This window comes from Haloferax sulfurifontis ATCC BAA-897 (assembly GCF_000337835.1).
Classification (GTDB): Archaea; Halobacteriota; Halobacteria; order Halobacteriales; family Haloferacaceae; genus Haloferax; species Haloferax denitrificans.
The window spans coordinates 12896-38046 of sequence record NZ_AOLM01000008.1 but is presented as its reverse complement, the minus strand read 5'-3'; the positions used below and the strand labels follow the sequence as shown (position 1 = coordinate 38046).

The window sequence follows — 25151 nt, the reverse complement described above, 5'->3', positions numbered from 1 at the left end:
GACCCGTCGACTGTCGCGAACTCAGTCTAACTCGGGCGGTCGAACGATTTCTTTCGGTTCCACTCCGAGTTCGAGTGTTGCCTCGATGACCGGCGACGCCGATACTGCCGTTTTGGCTCATGCGACGATTTCAAGCACTCAGCTCGTCGGTTCGCGTTCGCTCTCTGTTTCGCTCACGGTCGAACGCGGGTCTGGAAACGCCGATAAACCATATACTGCGATATCCATTTTGTGTCGTCTTCCACGAGGTTCGGAGCCTGAAGAACCGCGGTCGATTCGCGGGTCATCAGCCGTACCATTACGATACTAAAGTTGTAATTATTGTGCGGCTCAATCGTGGTACCTCTCGAACAGTAGTCGCTGAGTGGTTGACTCTGAGCAGATTCGAAATAGCCGGACTACTCGAGGAACAGTACGTATTATCATTCGTCACTCTCAGTAGGAACCCCTGCCGAAGAGCGGCACCTCACTCGGATAGCGACACTGCCTCCCCGTCGATAGCTTCGATAAATCCGAAATCGGTCGACCGGAGATGGGCCAGTCCAACTGTGCGTGGGTGTGTGGTGCGGCTAGTGTCTGTCTCTTCCAGTCAGCCTGCGATACGGGCTCACGGCGAGGAAACTCGCGTATCACCATCGCGCGCTTCGGACCTGCACCGTGTCCTCAGGCGGTGGACGGAAATTCGGGTTCACCTACTCGGTTTCGGTATTTCTGAACTCCGGTAATCGAGACCGCTCATCTCCGGGGGACGTACAAACCGTCATTCGCGCCGAAGAGAACCAGCGCAGTTCAGAAGAACATCAAGAACACGCCGATTTGTATCGGAACGAGGAGTAAGAGCGTTGCCACGGCGATTGCGCTCGACATCCGCGTCAGTTCGACGCTGTCGACGGCGCCCATCCCGAGAATCGCCACGAGAACCGCCGACTGGTACGGGAAGAAGTAGGTGTTGAGCGCCACGGCCTCCATCATCGCGATAGGCACCAACGGGACGCCGACGGTATTCGAAAACGAAACGAGAATCGGCGTGAGAACGCTGGCAACGGCGAGCCCTTCCATCACCAGCGTGAGCAGTTGTGAGATGACGACGACAAACACGAGCACGAGCGGGAGAGACACGTCGGTAGGAAGCTGTGAGAGGAGCGTTTCGGCGGCCAGATTGGTGAACCCGGTCTGTTGGAGACCGGCCGCGATTGCGAAGATTGCTCCGAAAAAGAACAGGATCGAGAAATCCGCCTCTCCGACGGCATCGGGGTCGACGACGCCGATTTTCGGAGCAAACGCCAACAGCGCGACTACGAGCGCACCGAAAAGCGGGTGCAGTCCGTGTGCGAAGTCCGTCACCCAGATAGCCACGCCGACGAGGAGGAAGACGAGCATCCGCGCCTGTTCGGCCGTCACGTTCACGCCCACGCTCTCGGAGCGCTTCGGAGCGTCGAGCGCGTCGGCGTCGCGCGGACGGTAGAGCAGATAGGTGACACCGATGACCACCAGAACGCGACCGAGACCCATCACCGGGGCGAGCCAGCGAAGCCACTCCGTCCACGAGATGGACAGCCCGGCGGCCGATTCGACGAGGCCGGTCACGATGATGTTCGCGAGAGACCCGGTCAGGACCCCCGAAGAACCGTAAAACGTCGCGAATAGCGGCCCGAGAAAGAGTCCTATCTTCGCCCGACGCTCCGTGAAGAGGTCTCCGAGCGAAAGCAGTATCGGGCCGAGGATGAGCACCCGAACGAGCGAAGAGGGAATCAGAACGGCCAGCGCGAGGCTGGCGAGACAGGAGGTGACCAGAAGATATCGAAACGCTGTGGTGGCGTCGGACGACGCGGCGTCCGACATCCGAGTGCGTGCGAGTTCTTCGACCAACCCGGCGAGTCCGCTCTGACGGGAGGCCTCACCGACGAGAATACCGACGGCGACCAGCCACGTCGCCGGTGAGCGAAACCCCGAAAGCGCGAGCGCCGGTGAGAACGCGACGCCGATGAGTCCGATGCCGACGAGCGCGGTGAACCACGGCTCGACCGGGGACCGGACCCACAGCATGATACAAAAGACGGTGATTGCGAGCATCGTACTCGCGTCTCTCGCGAGCGGGGCGAACTGAAAGACTGCCACGGCGGCGAGCGCCCCGAAGAGCGGTGACAGCCACGTGGGGTCGACGCCGGAGACGCCGACGGCCGACCAACGCGAGTTATCCGACATTGTGTGTCGGTAGACAGAGCCGACATCAATGATTCTATCGGGAGTGTTTCGCGGTCGCCGGCCGACCCGGTCGGCTCCCCATAGACTTATTGCGAAACTGTCCCAACGGCGTGGTATGGCACGGCAAGAGCCAAAAGACCTCTTAGAGATGAGTGCTGGGACGCGAAGTATCCTCGAGGAACACGACCTCCGTCCGCTGTGGGAAGTCGAAGACGACATGGGTCACGTCCTCGACGACCCCGAGTCGGACGTCTGGAAGTGGGAAGACGTCCAGACCGCTATCGACGCCATCGAGGACGATGTTCCGATTGCCGACCTCCCGCCGGGGTTCCAGCGGCGCGTCGCCGTTCCAATCAACACGGCGAACGCCATCTCGAACACCATCTACGTCGGGATTCAAACGGTTTCGCCGGGTGAGACGGCACCTGCGCACCGACACGGGGCGAACGCGCTTCGATTCACTATCGACGGGCACGAGGACATGAAGACGGTGGTCGCGGGCGAGGAGTTCCCGATGAAGGACAACGACCTCATCACGACGCCGCAGTGGGAGTGGCACGACCACGTCAACGACGGCGACGAGACGGCGGCGTGGCTCGACGTGCTCGACCTCCCGCTCGTCCTCGATTCGCTCAACGCGAAAAACACCTTCGAGTATCACGAACTGACTCGTCAGCCGGTCACGAAGACGCCGGGGTACTGGGAATCCCAGTACGGTCGAGCCCGCGATTACGACGAGACGAAGCGAGACGGCATCCCCGGTCCGTTCGAGGGTAAATTCGAGGCGACGCCGCCCTACCGGTTCGGGTGGGACGACACCCTGGAAGCGCTCCGCCAGCGCGCCGACAACGACACCCCAGACCCGCACGACGGCTACAGTCTCTCGTACGTCAACCCGGCGTCGGGAGAGCCGCCGCTGTTCCCGACGATGTCGTTCCGCGCGCAGTTGCTCCAAGCGGAGACCGACCCGCACTTCCACAACGCGACCGAGGTGTACTTCGTCATCGAGGGTGAAGGCGCGACGCACGTCGGCGACGAGGCGCTGGAGTGGAGTCAGTGGGATGTGTTCGTCGTCGCCCCGGACGAGATTCACCACCACGAGCCTGACGGGGACGCCATCCTCCTCGGGATGACCGACCGTCCCGTGTTCGAGGCGTTCAACCTCTACGCCGAGGCGGCACCACAGTAATAGGGGCTTTCGGCGAGCGTTCAAGCACTACGGACGACAGCTGTACTGCTGAGCGATATTTCATACGTTGTTTTACTGCAGGTGGTAGGCTTATGTACTCCGCGCCACGAGAACGTGTATGGCGGAGTTCAAGAACCTCTACGCGCAGGCAAACCCATTTGTCCGAGCGCACTTCGACTGCCTGAACTGTGGCGGAAAACTGTGGGAGTACGCCATTCAAGACCGGATGGTGTGCGAGGACTGCCGCGAACTGTTCGACTCCTCAGAGATATTTGACGAGTCCATTGCCCATGAGTAACCGTCTAGACCAACGCGGCACGTCTGCCGATCACACCGACGAACGGCCGGACTACGACCACGCGTCGAACGACGTCAAGCGGCCGGCGCTCGTCTCCGACCTCCGAGAGCGAGTCGATGGCGACGTTCGGTTCGACACGTACACGCGGCAGTTGTATGCGACCGACGCGAGTGCGTACGAAGAGACGCCCATCGGCGTCGTATTCCCGACGTCGACCGAGGACACCGCCGCCGTCGTCTCTTACTGCTCCGGACGGGGAATCCCGGTCCTCCCCCGTGGTGCTGGAACGAGTCTGGCCGGACAGGCGGTCAACGAGGCCGTCGTCCTCGACTTCACCCGGCACATGGACACCATCGTGTCGGTCGATGCGGATGCCCGGCGCGCGCAGGTGCAATCCGGCGTCGTCCTCGCGGAACTCAACGAGGCGCTGTCCTCGCACGAACTGAAGTTCGCACCTGACCCCGCGGCCGGCGACAGGAGCGTCATCGGCGGTGCCATCGGAAACAACTCGACCGGCGCGCACTCGCTCGAGTACGGGAAGACCGACGCGTACGTCGAGGAGTGTGAGGTCGTCTTGGCCGACGGAACGGTCGCAACGCTCGGCGACACGGACCTCGATGAACTCCGAGAGCGCGCCGACAGCGACGGCACGCTTCTCCAACGCGTGTACGCCGAAGTCGTTCGCGTCGTCGACGACGAAGCCGACGAGGTCAGAGCGCGGTTCCCCGAGTTGAAACGCAACGTGTCCGGGTACAACCTCGACGCTCTCGTGGAAGAAGCCGAGGCGGGGACGGTCAACCTCGCGCGCCTCATGGCGGGGAGCGAAGGGACGTTAGCGGTCGTCACCGAAGCCACGGTCGCCTTAGAGCCGGTCCCCGAGACGAAGGCGGTCTCACTGCTGTTCTACGAGAGCGTGCTCGACGCCGTGACCGACGTGCAGTACGTCCTCGAACACGACCCCGCGGCCGTCGAACTCATCGACGACGTCCTCATCGGGTTGGCGCGGGGAACCGCCGATTTCGAGGAGATTGCCGCGCCCGTCCCGGACGACGCACAGGCGGGACTGCTCGTGGAGTTTTACGCCGAGGACGAGGCTCACGCACGGGCGCTGACCGCGGGGCTCCTCGCCGACCGCGTCTCCGAGGGAGCGGGGCACGCAGAACAGCTGGAGGACCGCCCCGACACCGAACAGCCGTTCTCGTTCGCCGGGGTGGAAGCGCACAGCGAGGCCGACAGAGAACAGTTCTGGAAGCTTCGGAAAGCCGGCCTCCCCATCCTGCTCTCTCGGACATCCGACGAGAAACACATCAGTTTCATCGAGGATTGTGCGATTCCACCGGAGCACCTCCCCGAGTTCGTCGAACGTTTCCAAACGTTGCTCGAAGCCAAGGACCGCGACGTCGACGCGGCATTTTACGCTCACGCCGGTCCGGGCGTCTTGCACGTCCGCCCGCTCGTGAACACGAAAGCCGCGGCGGACCGGCGGGACATGGTCGAGATTGCCGACGCTGTGACCGACTTCGTGGTCGAACTCGGCGGGAGCGTCTCCGGCGAACACGGGGACGGTCGCGCGCGGACGCAATGGAACCGCAAACTGTACGGTGACGCGCTCTGGAACGCCTTCCGTGACCTGAAGACCGCGTTCGACCCCGACTGGTTGCTCAACCCCGGCAACGTCTGTGGCGACCACGATATGACCGAGCATCTCCGATACGACGGCGAGTACAGCTACGACGCCGGATTCGAGCCATCGCTCAACTGGGAGAACGAAAACGGCATGCAGGGGATGGTCGAACTCTGCCACGGCTGTGGTGGGTGTCGTGGTGGCCAAGACACGTCCGGGGGCGTGATGTGTCCGACGTACCGCGCCGCCGACGAAGAGATTACGACGACGCGGGGGCGCGCGAATCTCCTTCGGCAGGCGATGAGTGGGGACCTGCCCGACGACCCGACGGACGACGAGTTCGCCGAGGAGGTGCTCGACCTCTGTATCGGCTGTAAGGGATGTGCCCGCGACTGTCCGAGCGAAGTCGACATGGCGAAACTGAAGACCGAGGTCATGCACGCGCGTCACCAAGAACACGGGTCGAGCCTCCGCGACAAGCTCTTTGCGAACTTCGACGCATTGGCTCCCCTCGGGAGCGCGCTCGCCCCGATTTCGAATCTCGCACAGTCGATTCCGAGAGCGAGAACGATTGCGGAGAAGACGCTCGGAATCGCACGCGAGCGGGCGCTTCCGGAGTTCCAACGTGAGACGGTACGTGATTGGTTCGAGAGCCGCGGCGGCGCGCGCGTCGCCGAGAGCGACGCCGAGCGGAAGGCGGTCTTCTTCGTGGACAGCTACACCAACTACAGTCACACGGAGGTCGGAAAAGCGACGGTTCGTGTCCTGGAGGCCGCCGGCGTCCACGTCAGGGTCGCCGAGCACACCGATAGCGGTCGCCCGGCGCTCTCGAAGGGGTTCGTCGAGAAGTCGCGCGACGCGGTCGAAAGCAACGTCGCGGAACTCGCACCGTACGTCAGAGACGGCTGGGACGTCGTCCTCGCCGAGCCGTCCGACGCGGTGATGTTCCAGTCTGACGCGCTCGACTTATGCGACGGCCCCGCCGTCGAATCCCTCGCGGCGAACGCCTACGGAGTTTGCGAATACCTCGACGCCTTCCGGCTCGGCGAGAACGTCGACTGGGAGCCGACGACTGAATCGGTCGCCTACCACGGTCACTGCCACCAGAAGGCGGTGAAGAAAGACCACCACGCCGTCGGTGTCCTCCGGCGCGCCGGCTACGAGGTCGACCCGTTGGATTCGGGCTGTTGCGGAATGGCCGGGAGCTTCGGCTACGAGGCCGAGCATTACTCACTCAGCAAGTCGATCGGTGAAATCTTGTTCGAGCAGATCGAGGCGAGTGAGGCGACTGCCGTCACGGCCCCCGGAACGTCCTGCCGGACGCAACTCAGCGACGACCGTATCGAAGCAGTCACCACCGAAAGCTCGTTGTCTGGAACTGAACTCGACCGCGAAGAGCCGCCGACCCCGGTCGAACTACTCGACTACTGTCTCTCCAACTAACAGGGCGCGTAGGGGTTTCGTACAGACCCGCTACTCGGCGTTGACTCGTCGAGACCTGCTCTTCGCAGATTTTCTCGAACAGCATGCTTTATAACCATACTGAGTAAATCAAGTAGTATGCGATTCGTCAGATTCGACCAGGGACACCTGGGACTGTTGACTAACGACGGCATCGTCGACCTCACCGACCGCCTCGGACTCGGAACCGATGACCCGCTCGTCGAGTACATCAACGGCGACTACGATGCCAGCGAATACGTCGACGCCGAACCGGACTACGATGGACGCGAAGTCGAGATCAAGTCGCCGGTAAAGCGCCCCGGCAAGGTCATCGCGGCACCCCTGAACTACGAGAACCACATCGAGGAAGCCATGGCGGACAAGGACATCACCACCGACGAGTGGTTCTCAATCGAGGACAAGGGGTACTTCCTCAAAGCGCCGTCGAGCGTCGTCGGGCCGGACCACGGCATCGAACTGCCGTTCGACGACCGTCGCGTCGACCACGAAATCGAACTCGCGTTCGTGATGGGCGAGGACACCAAGGACGTCGATTCCGACGAGGCCTGGGACAACATCTTCGGGTACACTATCCTGCTCGACATCTCGGTTCGCGGCGACCAGGACCGGTCGAACCGGAAGTCCTACGACACGTTCACCGTTGTCGGCCCAAACGTCGTCACCGCGGACGAGATTGACGACCCGCAGGACCTGGACATGCAACTCGACCTCAACGGGGAGACGCGCCAGGACGCGAACACCAACGACATGGTCTACACCTGTGCGGACATCGTTCAGTACGCGAGTATCGGCGCGACGCTCGAAGCCGGCGACATCGTCACGACGGGAACGCCAGAAGGCGTGAGCGAACTCAACGACGGCGATATCGTCGAGGCCGAGATTGAGCGTATCGGGTCGATGACCATCGACGTCACGCAACGGGACCTATCTTTCGCCGACGTGAACGTCCAGAAAGGCGGCCGGTAACGTCGCAGTACGGAGCGCCACGTTCTTTTTTGCGTCCGACGAGCGTCGCGAGACGTAGCGAAGCGTATCGGAGAGCACGAATACGGGCCAATACCGATAGGCGTACTCACCACTCTCGGGGTGACGTGAGTCTCAAGACGCTCTCGGGCTTCGAGAGCCGGCACAAAGAACTATGTCATAAGATACCATTCGTATGGTCGTGCGAGTGGCGGAAAGCGATTGCGAGCCAATCGCTCGACGTCACTCGACAGCGAAACCATGACAACGATTCTACTTGCAGTCGACACGGATGTCGAACGGGCGAAAAAACAAGCCAAAACCATAACCGGTCTCCCGCTCCAGAGCGAGGACACTCACCTCTCCGTGTTGCACGTCTTCCGTACGGACGACGACGGAGCCGACGCGAGGAATCTCAAGTCGGTCACGGCGGCCCTCGATGACCTCGAGGCGGCAGGGTTTGCGGTCGAAGTCGAACAGTCGAGCGGGGATGCGGTTCAAAGCATCCTCGAGATGTCAGAGCGTATCGACGCCGACATCATCAGTCTCGCCGGTCGGAAGAGGTCACCCGCTGGGAAAGCACTCTTCGGGAGCGTGTCACAGGACGTGCTCCTGAAGTCGGAGCGACCGGTCCTCATTGAGACGACCGATTGAGACGGGAGAAACCTCTGCACGATTTTTCACCGCGATTCGAGCGCGCCGACTATCAAGCGCCGGCCGGGCTATATCAGGCCGAGCGTGTCCGCCGCATGCGTCAGCGCCGCGGCAATCGGAACGAGGAGCGCGGTACGCATGACCAAGAGGAGAAAGAGGTCGCGAAAGCGCATCGGCACGTCGTCGAACATATCGACCATCATCGGTGCCGGTGCAGAAAAGAAGATGGCCTGCGCACTCGTGACGATGAGGACGAACACCTGCGTGACTAAGTCCGCCTCGACGACGAACGTGCTTCCGATGAAGAACTCCGCTCCGCCGAGGATGATACCGATAGTGGCCAGTTTCGGGTCCGGAATCCCGAACAGAGACAGTAGCGGAACGAACGGTTCGGCAATATATTGGAACGCCGGCGTGTAAGCCTCAAGCAGGAGCACGACCATCGACATCGTCAACACGGACCCGACGACCGTACCGGCAAGCTTCAGCCCATCGATGAAGCCAGTAAACGACGCGCGGGGTATCGAGTCGCCGTTCGCCGCCGTCGAGACGCCCTCGTTGAACGCGAACCGTAGATACTCCCCGACGGTTCCAGTAAACCGAGGCTCTGGGTCGGGCTCTGCGATGTACTCGTTCGGTACCATCGAGAGCGGTGGAATCCGGACGAGGATGGCCGCGACGACGAGGGTCGCAACGGTGTAGAGGAGCACGATGACCGGAAAGATGTGAAGCAGGCCGAGAATGGCCGCAACCGCGCCGACGGTCCCTAAGTTCGCCGTCGCGAAGCAGGTGTAGATGACGAACACCTCGCGCTTGTTGTATCCGCCCCGGTCGAAGACGTTCCGAGTGAGGTAGTAGCCGATACTGAACGACCCGAGCCACGATGCCGCGCTATCGAGCGCTGACTGCCCGGGGAGTTTGAACGCCGGCCGCATGACTGGCTGTGCCAGCGTACCGATGAACTGGAGTCCTCCGAGCTCCGCGAGCAGATTGACGAAGACGGCGCCGATCGGTATCACGAGCGCGACCGTGATGACGAGTGCGCCCCAGGCGATGTTGACAATGGGGTCCGCAAGCATCCACGCCGGTCCGACGTCGAACAGAATCGCGAACGCGAAGAAGACTGCCGCGAGCCTGAACAGTACGAACACGGACGCTGTACGCCAGTACTCCAACTCCAGCCGGTCGACCGTTCGCTGGCTAAACGTCGGCGTGCCACGATAGTGGACGTCGGCGACAGTCGTCAGCACACCCCCCACGATGATGATGCCGAGTGCGAACAGTTCGACGGCGGCTATCGATGCGTTCTGGATGAGCGTCAAGATGACGTCGAGCGGAATCGTCGTCTGTCCGTTCCACTGTACGGGAAACAGGAAGACGAACCCTCCAGTCAGAAACGCGACAACGAACCGGAGTATCGGTCTCCAGCCGTTTCGACTGAAGTCTACATCGGAAATCGACTTCTCCTCGGCCCTCACCGATGCGTCGGATACGTGGTCCTCGCTCTCCCATGCTTGGCTACCGAGCATAACTCGTGAGAGTTCTCCGTCCGTGATAAACCTACCTGAGAAAATAATTATAACCTATTTCAATAGCAGTCCACGTTCAGGCGTGATGCGCCTGCCCAGTTACGGTTCGTCCACAATAGCGGGTCCCATTCGTCGATTCGACTCGTTCGCGGTCCACCGTACAGTTCTCTATTGCTTCGGCGGTCACCGGAATCGCGAATCACTCGCCCGCGCGGTCCGACTTGGGAGCCAACAAATATTTGCGAATACACACAACTTATTTATGCGAGAGTATCACATTTGTTCATCATGGGTTCGCCAATTAGCCGAATAGATGCTCAAGCAGAGGTGCCCGACCAAGCGTTCGATGACCGAGTCATTGATCTCGACTTCCACGTTAACCCGCTGGAGGACGAGCTGTTATCGTACGTGGAAGACGACGTCGTCAGAGACAAGCTGACGACTGAGTTCGGTCCGACACCGATTATGGGCAAGTGGGACGCCGCCTACGGCATCAAAGAAGGCAACGAGGGTCTGTTCACGCAGGGACGCGCGGAGTACGCCGAAGACGTCCACGAGGCCTGCGAGAAGTTCGCCATCGACGACCCAATCGTCAATGCGGGCATCAACAACCTCCCACTTCAGCACCATCCGGTCCTGAAGAACGGGCTCGTGCAGGCGGGCAACGATTACATGCTCGACAACTTCGCGGACGAGGGTGTCTACACCTCGATGCTCGTCCCGAAGTGGGACACCGAATACGCGGTTGAAGAAATCGAGCGCGTCGCGTCGGAAGACAACATCGTCGCCGCGTACTCGTGGTTCGATCCAAAGACGCCGTGGGGTAGTGAACAGTTCGAGCCGGTGTTCGAAGCACTCGTCGAACACGACCTTCCACTACTCCTGCACGGGTCGCTCGCGTACTGGCCACAGCACTCCTACGTCGGCGACGAGATGCTGACGTGGACCGAAGTCCTCGGCTTCGACTGGCCCGTCCACACGATGGTGAACATCGTCAACATGATTATGCGAGGCGTGTTCGACCGGTATCCCGACCTCGATGTCGTGTTTCAGGAGGGCGGCCACTGGTGGCTCCCGTTCCTGCGCTACCGGATGGACGAGTTCTACGAGATGCACCCCGACGACGTCAGAATCACTCCCCGGAAGCACGAAGACGGCGAGGAGTACCTTGACCGGCGCCCGAGCGAATACCTCCGCGACAACATCTACGTGACGACCCAACCGCTCGCGCTTCCGCGAGGGTCCGGACAAGCGAGGAATCTACTGGAGCTGAGTATGGCGGCGGACACGTTCATCTACTCGAGCGACTGGCCGCACCAGACGCTCGACCCGCCGACGTGGTTCTACACGTCCCGCGCGTTCGACGAGGAGCTTCGCGACGCGGTCTTACACAAGAACGCCGAAGACATCCTCGGTATCTAACCAGCCATGAGCACAGATTCACAGGTCAAAGACGACTACGTCAAGGTCGCATCGGTCGAGGACATCCCCCGTGGCCGCGGGATTGCGGTGAACGCTAACGGAATCGAGATCGCGATCTTCAACGTCAAGGGCGAGTTTCACGCCCTGTCTAACCGCTGTCCACACCAAAACGCGCCGCTGTACAAGGCCGGTGAGGAGAAGATTAACGCGGAGCATACGTGGACGGAGTCCCGGGGCGGGGTCAACGAAGAGGAGCTCAGCGTGAGTTGTCCGTGGCATCTCTGGGAACTGGATATCGAGTCCGGTGAGCATGAGGTTTCAGGGAAGTGTATCGGTACGTTTGACGCGGAGGCCGTCGACGGCGACGTCTACGTCCGAATCTGAGCAACTCCGCACGGTTCGGTAACCGAGCGTGCCTCGTTTTCGTCGGTCCGAAGGGACACAACTCCGCGTTTGCTAAACCGATTAGCCTCGGTTCGATATCCTCGAACTCGATTTCGCCGGAGCGTCGGCTCCGACTCTATCCGCAGAGGCCGTCGTCCCGCCGAAGCCGGTCTTGACAGGTCGGACAGCGACTTCGATAGAGTCGAGGTCGACGCGTCATCCGGCGGTGTGATTTACAGAACTATGAGTGTAATTTTCCCGACGGAGTCACGAAACCGGAGTCGGTCACGAACCGGAAACCGTACGATAGTCCGGCGTGAGACTGTTGTCTCCGCGACGGAAGGTGTGGCATCACAGAACAAGTCTTATGTTATGATTAGCCATTCTATACACTATGGCACACACCGACTCGCCGAACCGGCCCATCAAAACGGCAGTTCGAGTGTTCGATTTGGTCCAGACCGTCCAGCAGTTGGAGTCTGCGACGTTCACCGAGATTGCGTCGAACGTCGAGATGGCAGAGAGTACGTTGCACGACTATCTGACGACTCTCACGCATCTCGGTTACTTCGTGAACGAAAATGGGCAGTACAGTCTCTCGCTTCGATTCCTGGACCACGGTATCGCCGCGCGGGACACGTTTTCGATATATTCGAAGTCGAGAGGGACCCTCAAACAGTTGGCCGAAGAAAGCGGTGCGGCCGTATGGCTGACGGTCGAACAGAGCGGGAAAGCGGTATACCTCGCACAGGAGTTGGGAGAGAACTCGATTGAGACCCACGAACGGCTGGGGAAACACGAGTTCATGAACTGCCTGGCGTCCGGAAAGGTGATGCTCGCCTTCTCGTCGGACGAACACGTTGCGGACGTTGTCGAGACGCACGGTCTCCCGCAGAAGACGCCCGAGTCGATTACGTCGATGGACGAACTCCAGAACGAACTCGCCGAAATCCGAGAACGTGGCTACGCGCTCAACCACAACGAAACCGCACAGGGCGTTTCCGCAGTCGCCGCACCCATCGTCGCCGAAGACCACGTACGAGGTGCAGTCGCCATCGCGGCGCCGCACGCACGCGTCGAGAACAGCGAGTACCGTCAGCGGCTCATCGAACTCGTCAGTACCGGGTCGAACGAAATCGAACTCCGGTTAGCCTACGAGTAGGCGACTGTCTTGTTGGGCCACAGACGCCGCCCTGCGACAGAATCCCCCAAACGGTGCGACTTATCTGTCCGTCCCCCTCGACTGAGACGCACCGGATGGCCGACGTTCCGTATCAGACAACGCACGTCTCACGGTGAACGCTCCGGGGCCGGTAATCGCGAGCGCGAGCGCGACTAAACACAGCGTAAGCGTCAGTTCGACACCGGCGCTCGCCGCTGGATATCCGTTTGGGAGATGATACATCACTGTCGCAACGAGCATATCGATTGCGATTAACGCGCTCGTGACTCGAACGGTCAGTCCAGCCAACAGGAGGGCTCCACCAACGAGCTCGAGGAGGCCGACCCCCCATGCCGCAACGGTCGGAAGCGGGACCCCGAGGCTAGCTAAGAAACCTGCGAAACCCGAGATTCCCATCGGTTTCGGGCCGATTGCGAGGACCTTTCCGACGCCAGAGATTAATATGGGTACTCCCAAGGCGAGCCGAACGACTAGCAGACTCCAATGGGTTGTGGTCTCCGTTGGGGAGTTTGCCGTTGATTGCGACGTCATTCCGCTAGCTCCGGTTGGCCGCCCGTCGTCCGGGCAGTCTGGCCCGTGATTCCATCGTTCGAAAGGAGGTGGATGACTCCACCGACAATTGCTTCCGGGGCCGTCCACTCTGAAACGTCTGCATCGGGCATCGCTTCGCGGTTGTCCGGTACGTCGATGAGGAAGGGTGCGACTGCATTGACTCGTGCTTCGAGTTCGGTATCGAGCGACTCGGTCAGCGTGCGGACTGCACTCTTGCCGACGTCGTACGCGAGCGTTCCGCCGACGGGGTCGATAGCACGGTCGGAGCTAAACAGAAAAACGCCGCTCTGGGCGGTGAGCTGGTCGGCGAAGGCCTTGACGGTCAGGAATGCCGTCGTGGCATGGCGGTTTAGTGCGGCCTGGAACGCGTCGATATCGGTGTCTTCGATGCCTCCCATCGAGAAACCGCCGGCGAGGCCGACGACGTGGTCGACCGTTCCATGCTCGCCGAGCACCGTCTCAGCGAAGGCTTCGACTGCTGTTTGGTCAGTCAGATCGACCTGGTAGTACGACACAGCGTCGGCGTGCTTTGCGCGCGTCTCGACGTCCTCTCTCGCTGTTTCATCGAAGCACGTCCCGACGACATCGACACCGAGGTCAGCGAGACGGTCCGTCACGCAGGGCCCCATGTACCGGTTGGCCCGGTTACAAGCACCGTCGAGTTTTGTAGTTTCATTACAGTATCTGGTTTGTCTCCAAACCCATTTATGTTCGTGGCAATAATACGATAACCAAGTAATGGTGACCAAACCACCCTCGGAAGAAACCGACGAACCGACGGAGGTCGAACGACGGAACGCGGACGTCTGCAACGTCGTCGGTTCGATCGAGATGATAGGGTCGAAATGGAAGCTCATCGTTCTCAACGACTTACGTGAGGGTGAAAAGCGGTTCAACGAACTCAAGCGCTCGACAGGCGCGAGTTCCTACACGCTCTCGCGTGTTCTTGGTGATCTGGAGGAAGCGGGGTTCATCGAGAACCGCAAAGAGTTCGAGGCACCGGTCGCGAGCTACTACACCCTAAGCGAGAGGGGAGACGCGCTCTGTCCCGTGTTCGAGTCGCTCGATGCGTGGGGTGACGACTGGCTCTGAGAGCCTCCCGTCGAACAGTATGGCGCGCATGGGGGGAACCGTACTCAGTACGTTCCGGGAGCTCGGTGGAATCTCGAAGCCTCGCGAGCGAGTATATAGCTGTGGTCGCTGTCAACGAGGCTGGATATTCAGATAGTACCGGCCATAAGTCGAACCAACTATCTCACGAGATAGTCCACCGGACTGTTCGATGTGATCGTCGACTGATTTTCGGATTGAATTCAATCGGCATAGAACCAACTGTAATCGTGATTCCGTCTATCTGAAGAAGTTACTATTTCTGACACTCCGAACGAGTACTACGATCCCGTCCACAATTAAAATTGTAGAAAGTACACAAGGAATGGTGGCGAAGTACTAGACTGGTATTAACTTTGTCGACCGTGTAATTCCGGCCGGGTAGCGACGCTACCGACTTCTTGACGTCACGTACCCTCGGACCGGTACTCTCGCCGTTCAACTGCTAAAACTGTCTGCACGGATTCGTGCTGAGACCTGTTTTCTGCCTTCTTGCTACCGGTGCCGTGATGTATACGCTTCCGTTCCGGACTGCCGTTTCCTGCGATTCCGATGGAGCTGTCATTAAGGATTAGTGTAATAAAGTAGCAATATTATGGACGGTAGTAGTCCATGATACTAGTAACACAAGCTGTTGGATATTCGTTAGTTGAACAGATGACAGCTGGTCGGCTCCATGAATCATCTCGAATTGAGGGTGGCGGTCTGGCGGTGGTTCCGCCAGGGGTTCCGGAGACTCTCCGCGGCATGGCGAGAGTTGATGCCGCTCCCCCCGCTTCTGTAAGGCGGTCGGATGCGTGCCGGGACGGTCGCGGGGCCCAAGTCCTCTCCCGAGTGGTTTGGATTCGATTGCGCGTCCAGTCGAGACGAACGGCGCCGCACACCTGCTTGTGTCGGGTGTCGCTACCCCGAAAGTCAAGTCGCGGGTCGGCCTGCTTCGAATATGGTCGCATCCACCGCCCAGCGAATCTCGGACTCGGGCATCGTCGCAATTATTCGGGCACAGACCCCGAGACGGCGGTTGAGACGGTCGACGCACTCCGCCGCGGCGGCGTCTCGACGGTCGAGATAACGGCGAACACCGACGGCGTTCTCGACATGATTCGAGACGTGTCGGCGTCGTTCGCGGCCGACGAGGTCTCCGTCGGCGCGGGGACCGTCCTCGGCGCGGAGTTCATCGTCACGCCCTCGTCGAACGAGGGCGTCGTCGAGACCGCAAACCGCTACGGCGCGCCTTCGCTCGTGGGTATCACCACGCCGACAGAGGCCGTGAACGCCTTCCATGCTGGTGCAGACATGGTGAAGGTCTTCCCGGGGGGTACGCTCGGACCGGGATTCGTCTCGGCGCTCGGCGGTCCCCTCGGCCACATTCCGTCCGTTCCGACCGGCGGGGTCGGACTGGACAACGTCGATGAGTTCTTCGAGGCGGGCGCGACGGCCGTCGGCGTCGGGAGTGCCATCGTCGACGCCGACGCCATCGCTCGCGGCGAGTTCGACACTGCCGAAGCGAACGCCCGCGCGTTCAGAACGGCCGCCGAGGCCGCACGGACCGAGTGACTTCGGCCGGCGTCGAGGTGCAGTCGACCGCCCGTGTCCGCGGTCGATACGCACTATATCTGAATAACTCAAGAGTTCCAAACTATCTGAATTATTTAAATAATACATTTGGTGCCATTGGAAATCGCTCTCGTCGGTATCGACGCCGTGTACTCCCCAAGCACGACTACCCCGAATCCGCGGCACTGACGGAGCCCTGACGCCAACCACATCCGACGGCCACGACAGCCCTCGTACGTACCGGTCTCCGAGATTATTTGTATCTGGACCAAGATGTGGGCGACGTGAGCCGTCTGCGTCAGCGTAGAGTGTTACTCGACCCCGTCCGGGCTACGAACTGACTCGCTTGGGCGGCCCAATCATGTCGTTGACAGGCGTTCGCGAACGCGTCGTCAGCTGTCTCCTGGCGCTCACCATCTCCGCCCGCTCGTCGGCGTCGTACTCCCGGCACGCTCGGTAGGCGAGGTGCAACTCGGGATGGCGTCGGATATCGGACTCCGTCACGATGCGGTTCGACTCGCGCATGTGTGTCTCGTGGTCGAAGTCATCGAAATGCGTCGTCATAGTCGTCTACGACTTCTCACGAGTCCGGGTTAAATCGGACGACATTCGGACAATGTGGATAATTTGGATTATCTAAGAAGCGTGGGTTTAGTAGATTTCTTCGATTGCTCGGGGTATCTGATCTCTCTGGAGAATCGACAGTCGTTGGATTCCTCGACTATGAGCAGTCTTTGAGTTACCCACTTACTTGCGATAATCTGAATAATCTACGACATCCAGATGTGACGCGTTATTCGAGTTCCGTGGGTCTCGTGACTGGTCATCGCTACAGGTTCCACCTGCCAAATCCAAGCAATCTAGATAATGTAGCTTGCCTAGATGGTGCTCATAATCCATCCCGGGCAGATTCTTCGGCGACGATGGACGAGTTACGCAACCCCGACGAGCGACAGTATCTGGATAATTCGAATACTCTGGAAAACTGAGCGATTCACCGCGATTCGACGCGACTGAACCGACCGGTGCTTTTGATAATCTCTATTTTTCAAATAATGTGGATTACTTGAAGTGTGTGGATAGTGTGCCTCTCCCGAGCCACGTTCCCGCTCAACGACAGGCACCGTATCCACAGTATCGACACTACTGAGATACTATAGAACACTCGGATAATCCGAATAATTAGACAATCCGGGCAATTCGAATAATCTAGGTTATCGGAACTACCCAAAGAATGTCTCGCCCCACCATACCACGCACTACCAAAACGTCGCCAGCGTTGAGCCGAGTTCTCCGGCCAAAGAGGATGTGACTTGAGCCGGTACGTCAGTTCTCCGGCGTGGGGAGTCTGACTTCGACCGTCGACCCGCCTTCGGCGCGGTCCTCGATGGAGACTTCGCCGTCGAACTGCGTGACGAACCAGTGGACGGTCCACAGCCCCATCCCGCTCCCGTGTGCCAGCGGGGTCTCTTTCCCGCGTTTCAGAATCTCGCGTTCGGTTCGCGGGATGCCGGGGCCGTTGTCCTCGACCGTGATGGCGACCCGCTCGCCGGAGAGGCGACGCGACGAGACAGCGACGATAGGACAGTCCTCGTCGTTGTGGACGATGGCGTTCTGTACGAGTTCGTCGAGCGCGAGGAACAGCGAGTGTTCGCCCGCGAGTACGGTCTGTTCGCCCGGTTCGAGTCGAATCTCTACCTCGGGGTATTTCTGCTCGTAGGTCTGTTTGAGGTCGGTGAACACGTCGTCGACGCGAACCGGGCGTCTGTCGGCGCCCTCCTTGACGACGCTCTCGAACCGACGAGCCTTCTCGCCGGTCGACATGAGCCCGTCGGCGTTCTCGATGATTCGGTTCGTCTTCGACACCATCGCCTCCGCCGAGAACCGGCTCGCCGCGTCGACCAACTTGTCGAGCGTCCGCAGTTCCGCGTCGATACCCCTTGTCGTCTCGCTGATGTTCTCCAGCGTCTCGTGTAACCGTTCGTGGTCACCGTCGCCCAGCGCCGGGATATCGACCCCGTCGAGGTCCCGACGAAGCTCCCGCGCGTAGCCGCTGACGATGTTGAGGTTGTTCCGGAGGTTGTGACGAAGCACGCGGTTCAGCACCATGAGCCGCTCTTCGCGCTCCTTCCTGTCCGAGATATCGCGCACCGCGCCGCGGACGTTCGTCCGGTTGCCCGTCGGCTCGCCGCGGACTTGGACCCACCGCGTTCGCCCCGTCGCCGTTATCACTCGCATCTCGATGTCGAACGGCTCGCCGTCGGTTCGCGCGCCCTCGATAGCCTCGTCGATAATCGCGCGGTCGTCCTCGTGAAAGTGGTCTCTGAGTTCGTCGAGCGTCAGTTCCGCGTCGGGCGGAATATCCGCCAGCCGTTTGGTTCCATCGGTCAGCTGGAGGTCGCCGGTCTCGTAGTCGACCTCCCACCCGCCGATATCGGCCAGTTGCTCGGTGCGTTCGAGTCGGTCTCGGCTTCGTTCCAGCTCTTGTCGGTACTCGTAGGTCTCCGTGACGTCCCGGACGATTTTCGTGAACCCCTTGAGTTCACCGGCGTCGTCGTTCAGCGCGCGGACGGTCACGTGCACGAGGATGTGCGACCCGTCTTTCCGGACGCGCCACCCCTTCTCCTCGTAACTCCCCTCGGATTCGGCGATTGAGAGCACCGCCTCGGGGGACGTACCGTCGCCGTCGTCTGGGTAGAACACGGATAGATGGCGACCGATAATCTCGTCGTGCTCGTAACCTTTGATGCGTCTCGCGCCCTCGTTCCACGTCGCCACGAGCCCGTCCGCGTCGAGGAGAAATATCGCGTACTCGGTGACTTCCTGAAAGAACTCCCGAAGAATGAGGTCGGCTTCGACGTGTTCGAACAACTCCATCCGCTCGCTGGACATTATTGGTTGAATACCATCCCCACGCGCATAAACTCCCCGGCGGTTCGAGGCGTGTACGGGTGGAAGCGTCGTCGACCAGTCGTCGAGTCACCCGTCAGCGATTCGAGAAACGAGCGTCGTCTCGGCGACGAACGCCAGATACCCCGAAATCGCGAGCGACCCGACGATGGGAACGGCGGGCACGACGACCGACGAGCCGACGAACACCGAGACGCCGACGAGGGCGAGCGCGAGCGTCACAAGTCCAACCGCGAGCGCCAACACCAGCGCGGACACCAGTAGCAACACGAGGAACTCCCGAGCTCGGCGCCGGAACGGTCGGTATCGGTGGAGGCGTAGCCGACCGCGGCACCGACAGACGCGGCCGCGACGATACCCGTCCCGCCGCCAAGGCGATAGCTGGTCTGCGTCGCCACGGTGTACCACGAGTAAACAACGAACCCGAGAACCGCGAGCAACACGCCGGTACAGTCGCCCGCGGCCCCGCCGATGAGTCGGTCCGAAGGAACCGACCCAACGTGTCGAGGACGAACGCCTGAACGAGACCCCACTGGAGGGCGCAGACCCACGCTCGCGTTCGCGTCGAGGGAGTCGTGGAGGCCGACATATCCGACCGGTCTCGGGCGTTGAGGGCGTAGCTGTCGGTTCGGTGGGCGCCCGGAACGACCGGCGTCCAGAAGTATTTAGCCGTCGGCTCCCAGACACGCAGTCGAACTCCCTGTCAGGGTGTACACAGCATGACTCGCCCTCCACTCCGACTCAACCGACGCACGCTCGCCGCATTCGTGCTCGTCGCCGTCGCGCTCTCCGCGGTCCTCTGGACGACGGGGGGCGCGATAGGCGACGCGAGCCCCGCGGTCGACGCGAACGTGACCGAGCGCTACCGCGGCATCGACACGCTCACCGGGAGGCAGACGGTCGAGATTCGAACCAACGACACCGTCAGGTCTCGGACAGTCGCCGACGTGACGCTCGTCCCGGAGACGGAACGGAAGCGCGTGAACTTCCGAAACGCGGTGAACCGACAGTACGACCGGCAGGTCTCGAACGGGTCGACGCTCTGGCTTCACGACACAGACGGAGGTGAGGTGACCGCCATCGACCTGACGGGGCCGCCGACCGAGTCGCGGACGGCCGAACGGCTCCAACTGCTCGTCGCGGCCGCGGGGCTGACCGACGGCGACGGTCGCCCGCAGTCCATCGGCGTGTCGCCGCTTCCCGTCGTGCCGCGACACGCCGGTGTCGCGCCGGGTGCCGCCCCCGGAGCCGACGCGAACCGTAGCTACGCGGTCGAGTTCGTCGAGACAGACACCGTCGGCGGGCGCGAGGCGTACGTCCTCGACATCGCCCCCGAGGCGAACCGGAGCGAGGCGGGCTACCGCCAGCGGCTGTGGCTCGACGCAGAGCGGTTCTACCCGCTCCGCAAACAGACGGCGTGGACGGCCGACGGGACCCGGCGGTCGGTGACGACGACGTACACGAACGTGACGTTCGACGCGGCCGTGTCGGCGGACGCGTTCCGCCCGGAAATCGGTGCGAACACGACCGTCGAGCGACCGAACACGCCGAACACGGAGTGGTTCCGTAGCAGGGCCGACTTGGAAGCGCGGAGCTCGATTTCGGTCCCCGAGCCGACGGTTCCGCCCGCGTACGAACTGGTCTACGCCACGCGGACCACCGGCCGCATCGACGGGGTCGGCCTCCGCTACGCCGCCGGCGGCCGCGAGCTCACGATGGCGAAGTTCAACTACACCCTCGACATCGACGCCGACGAGCGCGACGCGACGGTGGGTGGTCAGCCGGCGACTATCGACTACGGGCCGACCACGTCGCTGTCGTGGAACTGCGACGGCTACGGCCACACCGTCCGCGGGACCGGCGTCGAGACGGACCGCCTCGTCGAAGTCGGCCGCTCTGTCGGCTGTTCGGCCTGAAAACCCGCGAGTTTCTGGGTCAGAAACTGGCCCCCGTTTTATATACTGTCCCGGCGCGTCGGTCGAACTGCGATGGGCCCCGCCGCACTGACATCGGACTGCCCTCCCGAGCAGTACCGTACTGTGCCCTCTGACAGCACTTCGGCACCCATCGCGGCCATCGCTGACGCGACAGCCCCTCCACAGCATCGCCGTAGGCTCCCGCGGTATCGTCGCACTACCCCGAACTACCGTGCTATCTCGACACCCCCACCGAACCCCCGTCCCGAGTCGGTCGCCGCGACCAGCGGGGGTGGAAACCCGTGGGCCTATTAATCCGCCGAGCAGTCATCCGACCACCGTGAGTGAGGATCCGGCGCTGGGTGACGTTCTCGACCTCCTCAGCGACGAGTACGCCCGCGACATCCTCGAAGCGACGAGTACCAGACCAATGTCCGCACAAGAGCTTGCCGACGAGTGTGAGATGTCCAAACCGACGGTCTACCGCCGGGTGGAACGATTACAGGCGTACGGACTCCTCGACGAACAGACCGAGATTCGAACCAGTAACAATCACTACAGCGTCTACACCGCCACGCTCGCCGAGTTCTCCGTCGCACTGGACGACGGGTCGTTCGAGTCGTCCCTGACGCGCACCGACGACGAGTCGTTCCCCGGCGAGGGGGAACCCGACACCGCCGACCGCTTCAAACGGATGTGGGAGGACCTCTGAGATGGCGACCCTGTCGGCCGTCCTCGACTGGCTCATCGTCGCGCTCGCCCTCGGCTCGACGCTCGTCGGGAGCTACGTCGGCTATCAGGCCTATCGCGGCTACCGCCGTCACGACAGCCGGGCGATGCGGGCGCTCTCCGCGGGCCTGTTCCTGCTCACGGCCGTCGCGTTCGGCGTCGCCTTCGTCGGGTCGGTGCTCCTGCGCGAGGGCTACATCGGCCTCCAGTACCAACAGCCGCTCACGCTCGTCACGCGGCTGTTTCAGTTCTGTGGCGTCGTGCTCATCGCCTACTCGTTACATTCGCGAGGGTAGTCCGTCCGCGGGCCGTCGCGGGCGGTCCCATCGGGCACTCCCTCCTCACGTTTGCTCGCTCTCCTCGAATTCGCTCACACGCATTCACCAAATCGACAGTCCCGACTCTCGCCTCACGGGTGCGCGAGCTTCCAGAACCCCTTGGGGACGATGGCGAAAGCCGGGAACAGGAACAGCGCGAGAAGCCAACTCGTGGAGGGCCCGAGCGGAGTGAAAACCACGGTGACGACGCCGACCGCGGTGAGGACGACCGAAGCGATGGCGGCCCCGACGAACCGGCGGTCGAGCGGCGGGAGGTCGGTTGAGCCGACCGGGAGGTCGAACGAGTCGACGAACGCCTCGGCGTCCGCGACAGGTCCGAGCGTGTGTTCCGTCTCGTCGTCGCCCCAGCCGACCGTCGCCGCGATGGTCCGCGTTCCGAGGTAGCGGTCGGTGGGCCGAGTCGCCACGACTTCGGCGTCGCGCAGGTCGCCGACCGCCGCCGCCCACTGCGACTCGTTCGTCAGGCGGTCGTGAACGACGAGGCGGTCGCCGAAACGTCGGTAGGTCAGCCACCCGCTCGCGAGCACGCTCTCGACGATATCGCCGGCGAGCATGAACGCGAGGAGGCAGAGCCCGAAGAGACCGAACCCGACCCAGACCGCGAGCGAGGGGGTCCCCTCGACGACGAACGCGGTCCCGCCGATCCAGACCATCGCGGCCATGGTGACGTAGAACGGTCCCGTCGTGGTGGCCGCGCGCCAGACCGCGGCCGCGACCACCGCGCGACGGTCCGCGTCGATTGCGACCGAGGGTCGGCCGTCGGGAACGTCGATTTCGCCGCGGGTCGCGTCGCTGTCGGGGCCGGAGAGCCAACTCGTAAGCCGGCCGCCGCCGCCCTGCTCTGCGCGGAAGCCGGACCACTCGAAGAGCAGTTTCACGAACACGAACCCCGCGAGCGCGACCGTCGCGCCGCCGAGGACGACGACGAACAGGAAACACGCGAGAAACATCGCTTGCCGGGCGGGAATCTCGACGAGGGCGTACGGCGAGCGCTCGGTGTATCGGTCGCGCCGGAGGAACTCGGCGGCGGTCTCGCCGACCTGCCCGACGACGAGCGCGGCGACGCTGACGACCGCCTCCGGCCGGGCGAGCACGTCGAGAACCGAGACGACCTCCGAGAGCGGCGCGAGGAGGAAGACGCCGACCCACGCGCCGCCGCCGACGACGGCGGTCGCAAACGGGACGTTTCGCGGGTACACCGGCGGGAGTCGGTCGTGGATACTGACGCTTCCGCGCTTGTCGACGAGGTCGTTGTCGGACAGGCTGAAGACGCCGTCCTCGCGGAACGAGGTCGGCGGCCGGCCGGCGAACAGCGCCTTCACGCCCGAAAGCGGGAACAAAAACAGCAGTTCGAGGACGTAGACCGCGAGGAGCGTCCCCGGGTTCCAGCCGAACCACAGCACGCCGGCGAGCGGGAGGAGGTTCGCCGAGAGCACCGGGAGGAATCCGATGTCGGCGGGGAGAGACGAAGTCGGGACGTCGCCGTACCGTGGAGGGGCCATCGGATTGGTCGTTTCGCTCATCCGGTCATATATCTGATGAAACCCGCTCTCGAAGCGTCTCGGCGGCACGCGACTACTCGGGGAGCGACTCGTAGTCGGCGACCGCGAGCGGTCGTCGCCGCGTACAGCGGAGCGATTGCCACGGGAAGCAATCCCGGCGCGTCGGCGGCCGAGACGGCCACACCGGCGACGACGAGACCGACGACGAGGGAGGCGAGGTATCGAATGGAGGGACGCATACGTTCTATATGATTTGTTGACATCATCAACCTTGTTTACCGGTCGCGGGAAGTCGGCTCCAACCGCCCGACGCGAGCCAGACCACCTAACTATCTCGAGTCGGAACGCCTCGCCGTCTGCAATGCAGTTCACCCCCAGGGAGAAGCGGCGGGCGAAGGTGGCGGTGTTGATGGCGGTCAACGCCGTCCCGCTCGTCGGCGTGCTCGCGCTCGACTGGTCGCTCGTGGCGCTGTTGGCGGTCTACTGGGTCGAACTCGGCGCGTGTCTCGTCGGTGCCGCGGTGAAGGCGCTGTTCGCGGAGGGCAGACCGACCTACGACGCGAACGGCTTTTCGTGGCTCGTGTTCGGTGCCCTGTCGGAAAAGCGCGGCCGCGTCGGACTGCCCGTCCTGCCGCTGTCGATTCAGGTCGCGAACCTCCCGGCCATCCTGATGGCCCTCGCCATCGGAAGCGTGGGTTGGGCCCTCTTCGGTGCAATCGGGGTCGGCGGCGTCGGCGAGACAACGGGCGCGACGCTCACCGACGCCGAGTCGCTCTCCGTCGGGTTGGGCGTGCTCGCCGTCGTCGTCGGCCGGGCCGTGGACGTGGGCCGCTACCTCCTCGGCGGGACCTACGCGTCGGTCCCGCCACAGCAACCGCTTCAGTCGGCGCTCGTGTCGATGGCGGGAACCGGCTCGGCGCTCCTCATCGGCGGGGGGTTCGTCATCGCGGGTGCCCCGCCGCCGTTCGTGCTGGCGTTCGTCCTCGCGGTGAAACTGCTCGCCGATATCGTCGACGTCTACCGCGACCGACTGGAAGCGTACGACGAGCGCACGTCGGTCGACCTCGGATTCGCTCCTGACACCCCCGAGTGGGAGCGAATCGAGAGTTCGCGGGACGGGGCCGAAGTCGTCCGCCCGAAGCCATCGGCGGTCGTCGTGGGCGGGGTCGTCCGCGGGCTCCGGTCCCCGCTCGCGCTCCTGTTGGTGACCGGGTTGACGTTAGTTGGCCTGCTCAGCACCGCGACGACCGACGGGGTCGCGGTCGAACTGCTCGGGGGAGCCGTGATAGTCGCCGGGGTGTTCACCGCGCTGGGCGTCTTCGACCGGTCGTTCCGGTATCTGGCGATGGAGTACCGCGTCTGCGACGGGGCGTCCGGAGACGGGCGGCTCGTCGGCTACGACCGGCTGTTCGGGCCGCAATGGCGGCTCGCTCCCGAGTCGCGGACCGAACTAAAGCGCGTCCGGAGCGCCACCGACCGACTGTTCGGAAGCGAGACGCTCCGACTCGAACGCGATGACCGCGTCTATCGCCTTCCGCATCTCCCGCCGGACGCCGTCGAAGCCGGCGGTCGGTCGGCGGTCGCGGGCGGTCCCGCAAGCGCGTGAGTCGATTCCAGTTGAC

At 62.3% G+C, this 25151-nt stretch carries 20 protein-coding genes and 2 pseudogenes; 14 read left to right on the top strand and 8 right to left on the bottom strand.

The features are described 5' to 3' along the window. Positions 1-789: 789 nt before the first annotated feature. Positions 790-2205 carry an SLC13 family permease gene (locus C441_RS04780; RefSeq protein ID WP_007274075.1) on the bottom strand — a complete coding sequence of 472 codons (1416 nt, stop codon included), beginning with the start codon at positions 2203-2205 and terminating at the stop codon, positions 790-792. Positions 2206-2320: 115 nt separating this feature from the next. On the opposite strand from C441_RS04780, the gene C441_RS04775 reads away from it, so the two are divergent. From C441_RS04775 to C441_RS04755, 5 genes are all read left to right on the top strand, one after another. Further along, complete coding sequence (locus C441_RS04775; RefSeq protein WP_049920446.1) at positions 2321-3394, top strand: cupin domain-containing protein; 1074 nt, start codon at positions 2321-2323, stop codon at positions 3392-3394. Positions 3395-3512: 118 nt separating this feature from the next. Next, a complete protein-coding gene (locus tag C441_RS04770; RefSeq protein ID WP_007274073.1) occupies positions 3513-3692 on the top strand; it encodes a hypothetical protein in 180 nt (59 codons plus the stop codon). Continuing rightward, complete coding sequence (locus C441_RS04765) at positions 3685-6759, top strand: FAD-binding and (Fe-S)-binding domain-containing protein (protein ID WP_007274072.1); 3075 nt, start codon at positions 3685-3687, stop codon at positions 6757-6759. The genes C441_RS04770 and C441_RS04765 overlap by 8 nt, the downstream gene beginning before the upstream one ends. Before the next feature lie 117 nt (positions 6760-6876). Beyond that, on the top strand, positions 6877-7746 hold the full coding sequence (locus C441_RS04760) for a fumarylacetoacetate hydrolase family protein (protein WP_007274071.1): 870 nt from the start codon (positions 6877-6879) through the stop codon (positions 7744-7746). Positions 7747-8004: 258 nt separating this feature from the next. After that, a complete protein-coding gene (locus C441_RS04755; protein ID WP_007274070.1) occupies positions 8005-8397 on the top strand; it encodes a universal stress protein in 393 nt (130 codons plus the stop codon). 68 nt (positions 8398-8465) lie between these two features. Here C441_RS04755 and C441_RS04750 read toward each other — a convergent pair whose 3' ends face one another. Then, positions 8466-9926: a YjiH family protein gene (locus C441_RS04750; RefSeq protein WP_007274069.1), complete on the bottom strand. Its 1461-nt coding sequence runs from the start codon at positions 9924-9926 to the stop codon at positions 8466-8468. Positions 9927-10334: 408 nt separating this feature from the next. On the opposite strand from C441_RS04750, the gene C441_RS04745 reads away from it, so the two are divergent. The 3 genes from C441_RS04745 to C441_RS04735 all read left to right on the top strand — a co-directional run bounded on the left by C441_RS04745 (position 10335) and on the right by C441_RS04735 (position 12894). Further along, positions 10335-11348 carry an amidohydrolase family protein gene (locus C441_RS04745; protein WP_239640808.1) on the top strand — a complete coding sequence of 338 codons (1014 nt, stop codon included), beginning with the start codon at positions 10335-10337 and terminating at the stop codon, positions 11346-11348. Positions 11349-11354: 6 nt separating this feature from the next. After that, positions 11355-11732 (top strand): Rieske (2Fe-2S) protein, encoded by a 378-nt coding sequence (locus C441_RS04740; protein ID WP_007274067.1) that lies wholly within the window; start codon positions 11355-11357, stop codon positions 11730-11732. A 394-nt stretch (positions 11733-12126) separates the two neighbouring features. Continuing rightward, positions 12127-12894, top strand: coding sequence for an IclR family transcriptional regulator (locus tag C441_RS04735; protein ID WP_007274066.1), 768 nt, complete (start codon positions 12127-12129; stop codon positions 12892-12894). A 60-nt stretch (positions 12895-12954) separates the two neighbouring features. Here the strand turns inward: C441_RS04735 and C441_RS18970 are convergent, their stop codons facing one another. Both C441_RS18970 and C441_RS04730 read right to left on the bottom strand, forming a co-directional pair. After that, the gene (locus C441_RS18970) at positions 12955-13446 is read right to left on the bottom strand and encodes a DoxX family protein (protein ID WP_007274065.1); all 492 of its coding nucleotides are present in this window, start codon (positions 13444-13446) and stop codon (positions 12955-12957) included. After that, positions 13443-14084: an SDR family NAD(P)-dependent oxidoreductase gene (locus C441_RS04730; protein WP_204365678.1), complete on the bottom strand. Its 642-nt coding sequence runs from the start codon at positions 14082-14084 to the stop codon at positions 13443-13445. Before C441_RS04730 ends, C441_RS18970 begins: the two co-directional genes overlap by 4 nt. A 121-nt stretch (positions 14085-14205) precedes the next feature. Here C441_RS04730 and C441_RS04725 point away from each other — a divergent pair, with 121 nt between their 5' ends. Both C441_RS04725 and C441_RS04720 read left to right on the top strand, forming a co-directional pair. After that, on the top strand, positions 14206-14559 hold the full coding sequence (locus tag C441_RS04725) for a winged helix-turn-helix transcriptional regulator (protein WP_007274063.1): 354 nt from the start codon (positions 14206-14208) through the stop codon (positions 14557-14559). Positions 14560-15520: 961 nt separating this feature from the next. Beyond that, a pseudogene (locus C441_RS04720) lies at positions 15521-16134 on the top strand (bifunctional 4-hydroxy-2-oxoglutarate aldolase/2-dehydro-3-deoxy-phosphogluconate aldolase). 411 nt (positions 16135-16545) lie between these two features. Here C441_RS04720 and C441_RS04715 read toward each other — a convergent pair. From C441_RS04715 to C441_RS19705, 3 genes and pseudogenes are all read right to left on the bottom strand, one after another. Further along, positions 16546-16698: pseudogene (locus C441_RS04715) on the bottom strand (nucleoside deaminase); the annotation flags it as partial. A gap of 762 nt (positions 16699-17460) precedes the next feature. Then, positions 17461-19026: a PAS domain-containing sensor histidine kinase gene (locus C441_RS04710; RefSeq protein WP_049920444.1), complete on the bottom strand. Its 1566-nt coding sequence runs from the start codon at positions 19024-19026 to the stop codon at positions 17461-17463. Positions 19027-19113: 87 nt separating this feature from the next. Further along, entirely contained in the window at positions 19114-19314 is a 201-nt protein-coding gene (locus C441_RS19705; protein WP_161618817.1) for a hypothetical protein, read from the bottom strand. A 449-nt stretch (positions 19315-19763) separates the two neighbouring features. On the opposite strand from C441_RS19705, the gene C441_RS04705 reads away from it, so the two are divergent. The 3 genes from C441_RS04705 (at position 19764) to C441_RS04695 (ending at position 21985) form a co-directional block, all read left to right on the top strand. Then, a complete protein-coding gene (locus C441_RS04705) occupies positions 19764-20960 on the top strand; it encodes a LolA family protein (protein WP_049920443.1) in 1197 nt (398 codons plus the stop codon). Between the two features lie 340 nt (positions 20961-21300). Further along, complete coding sequence (locus C441_RS04700; RefSeq protein WP_007274057.1) at positions 21301-21672, top strand: ArsR/SmtB family transcription factor; 372 nt, start codon at positions 21301-21303, stop codon at positions 21670-21672. 1 nt (position 21673) lies between these two features. Then, entirely contained in the window at positions 21674-21985 is a 312-nt protein-coding gene (locus tag C441_RS04695) for a DUF7521 family protein (protein WP_007274056.1), read from the top strand. Between the two features lie 113 nt (positions 21986-22098). On the opposite strand, the gene C441_RS04690 is transcribed toward C441_RS04695, so the two are convergent. Continuing rightward, entirely contained in the window at positions 22099-23529 is a 1431-nt protein-coding gene (locus tag C441_RS04690; RefSeq protein ID WP_007274055.1) for a DUF6498-containing protein, read from the bottom strand. A gap of 361 nt (positions 23530-23890) precedes the next feature. Between C441_RS04690 and C441_RS04685 the strand changes: the two genes are divergently transcribed. After that, positions 23891-25135, top strand: a complete 1245-nt coding sequence (locus tag C441_RS04685; protein WP_239640807.1) for a DUF6498-containing protein — start codon at positions 23891-23893, stop codon at positions 25133-25135. The last annotated feature ends 16 nt before the right edge of the window (positions 25136-25151 follow it).